A 2,124-nucleotide genomic window follows, 5' to 3' on the forward strand; every position below is an offset into this window, starting at 1 on the left:
TGGATAGGTGTTTTATATATGTCTCATTTGGCTAGGTCAGTTCATTCCTTTCTCATTCCAAAGTATCTTCTTTATTCTTTCCTAGTTGGGTAATATAGATGCACACAGGATGTAAATTAATTAGTGTAAGAAGGCAAAAGTACTGCTATTCCTTTTTTTCTATGCTACATTTTAAGGAGAAGTGTTTAAGTGAATGTTAATAAAAAGTTTCTGTTAAAGCTAAGAATAAGAAAATCTCAAAATAGATAATAATGTGGTGATGGGATGATTATTAGTAAAATTACAAGACAAAAGGAATTAAACGACCGTTATAATATTTTTACGATAAAGCAAGGGAAAGAGGTTTATGCATTTAGTGTAGATGAGGCTGTGTTAGTGAAGTACCAGTTGCAGAAAGGGATGGAACTCGATTCTCTCTTATTAAATGAAATTCAATATACGGATGAAATAAGAAAAGGTTACCATATGGCAGTTAGGTATTTGGCTAAAGTGAAAAGGACGGAAATGGAAGTAAGAAAACATCTGCTTGCTAAAATGGAAAACGAGTCATTCGTATCAGAAGTAATGATGAAATTAAAGGATATGAAATTTATCGATGATGAAGATTATGCTTTCTCCTATGTGCGCACCCAACGGAATACAACGACAAAAGGACCAGAATCGATTAAAAGAGAGCTAAAAGAAAAAGGCGTTCAGATCGAATTAATCGAGCGTGCCATGGAGGAATTTGCATATGAAGATCAGCTTCAGTCTGCACAAAAGGTAATGGTGAAATTTTTAGCGGGGAAGAAAAAGGATTCTAAGAAAATTTTATTACAGAAGCTAGAGCAGACACTTGTTCGCAAAGGATTTACTACTGCTATTATTCAGGAAGTGAAAAGGATGCCAGAGATTCTTGAAATGGATAGCGATGGATTAGAAACTATTCGGATTCATGGCGAGAAGGCAAGAAGGAAATTTGCAAAATTTACAGGCTATGAATTCACACAGAAAATGAAACAATTTTTATACCGTAAAGGATTCTCGATGGATCTTATCGAACAATATTTAGATGAAATGGAAGAGGAAATGTAAATGAATAATCTAAATTTTTGCCGAATCTGGTTAATTTTATTACACTAGTTTGTAGTGGAGGGAATATAAATGCTGACAAAAAGATATAGCATGATGACAGAACATGAGCTCCGTATGGAAATATCCACTTTAAATGATCAAGCGAAAAAGGCGGAACAGCTTGGAATGATTAATGAGTATGCAGTCTTAGAAAGAAAAGCAGTTCTCGCGAAATCCTATTTATTAAATCCAATAGATTTTAAACCGAATGAAGTGTATGAAATAGAAGGAGATCCTGGAGTTCTTTTTCAAATCGATTATATGAATGGTGTATTTGCCTGGGGAAAACGAAAAATAGATGGAAGCCAAGAAGAAGGTATTCCGATTGCGTTATTGAAAAAGAAGGATTGAGGGAAAGGAGAGGAGGGACCGTGTATGGTCTCTCCCTCTTTCCTACAGTACTTCCTTATTTTTTCGGTCTGCGATGAGAGGAAGCGTGCATTCTCTCTTGAGGATGTGTATTGATTGTCCCATTTGCTCTTTTAGAAGCAAATTCTGCTTTAGCTCTCGGTTCTCCTTCAAGCTTTACATCATTTGTATTATCTACATTTCCCATCGTTATACCTCCAAGAATCAACTAAGTAAACAGTAATAAACGTATATTTGTTTATTACTACGGATAGTATTTGTTATCCATCTGCAATCTATAAGTAAAAACAGAAAAAGAAAGAAGGAATCAATGATGCATGAAGCACAGAAAAAGTTAGTGGAACGGCTACTGGAGCTTAATTCATTTATTTCAGTAGGGCAAGCGCAAACATGGGTTGAATTATTATGGGAAGATTTCGAAGCAACTTATGCAAAAGCTGGTCGGAAATATCAAGGAGAAGAAGTAACCGAAAGAGTTGTCAGTCAGTGGATTGAAAACTATGGAGAAAAGCTACATGAATTTGTCGCAGAAAATCCAAAATATAAAGAATTTCTTACAGATGATAAAAAGAAATTGCATTGAAAATTCATTTAAATAATGTATGAGTAAAATGTTTGTGGGAGAATAAATATCCTTTTTGT

The 2,124-nt window shown here is 34.5% G+C and carries 4 protein-coding genes; 3 read left to right on the top strand and 1 reads right to left on the bottom strand.

Annotated features, from left to right (window positions below; all coding sequences use genetic code 11):
* Positions 1–264: 264 nt before the first annotated feature.
* Both recX and ADJ83_RS04255 read left to right on the top strand, forming a co-directional pair.
* Positions 265–1,074 carry a recombination regulator RecX gene (gene recX / locus ADJ83_RS04250; RefSeq protein ID WP_031540338.1) on the top strand — a complete coding sequence of 270 codons (810 nt, stop codon included), beginning with the start codon at positions 265–267 and terminating at the stop codon, positions 1,072–1,074.
* A gap of 69 nt (positions 1,075–1,143) precedes the next feature.
* Positions 1,144–1,464, top strand: a complete 321-nt coding sequence (locus ADJ83_RS04255; protein WP_031540336.1) for a YfhH family protein — start codon at positions 1,144–1,146, stop codon at positions 1,462–1,464.
* A gap of 55 nt (positions 1,465–1,519) precedes the next feature.
* On the opposite strand, the gene ADJ83_RS04260 is transcribed toward ADJ83_RS04255, so the two are convergent.
* Positions 1,520–1,669 carry a small, acid-soluble spore protein K gene (locus tag ADJ83_RS04260; protein ID WP_031540334.1) on the bottom strand — a complete coding sequence of 50 codons (150 nt, stop codon included), beginning with the start codon at positions 1,667–1,669 and terminating at the stop codon, positions 1,520–1,522.
* A gap of 126 nt (positions 1,670–1,795) precedes the next feature.
* On the opposite strand from ADJ83_RS04260, the gene ADJ83_RS04265 reads away from it, so the two are divergent.
* Positions 1,796–2,065 (top strand): YfhJ family protein, encoded by a 270-nt coding sequence (locus tag ADJ83_RS04265; protein WP_031540333.1) that lies wholly within the window; start codon positions 1,796–1,798, stop codon positions 2,063–2,065.
* The last annotated feature ends 59 nt before the right edge of the window (positions 2,066–2,124 follow it).

Source organism: Bacillus sp. 522_BSPC (genome assembly GCF_001076885.1).
Classification (GTDB): domain Bacteria; phylum Bacillota; class Bacilli; order Bacillales; family Cytobacillaceae; genus Niallia; species Niallia hominis.

What these genes read in the sequence shown, in the direction of transcription:
- recX (WP_031540338.1), top strand. Translation starts at nt 265, where the DNA reads ATGATTATTAGTAAAATTACAAGACAAAAGGAATTAAACGACCGTTAT.
- ADJ83_RS04255 (WP_031540336.1), top strand. Translation starts at nt 1,144, where the DNA reads ATGCTGACAAAAAGATATAGCATGATGACAGAACATGAGCTCCGTATG.
- ADJ83_RS04260 (WP_031540334.1), bottom strand. Translation starts at nt 1,669, where the DNA reads ATGGGAAATGTAGATAATACAAATGATGTAAAGCTTGAAGGAGAACCG.
- ADJ83_RS04265 (WP_031540333.1), top strand. Translation starts at nt 1,796, where the DNA reads ATGCATGAAGCACAGAAAAAGTTAGTGGAACGGCTACTGGAGCTTAAT.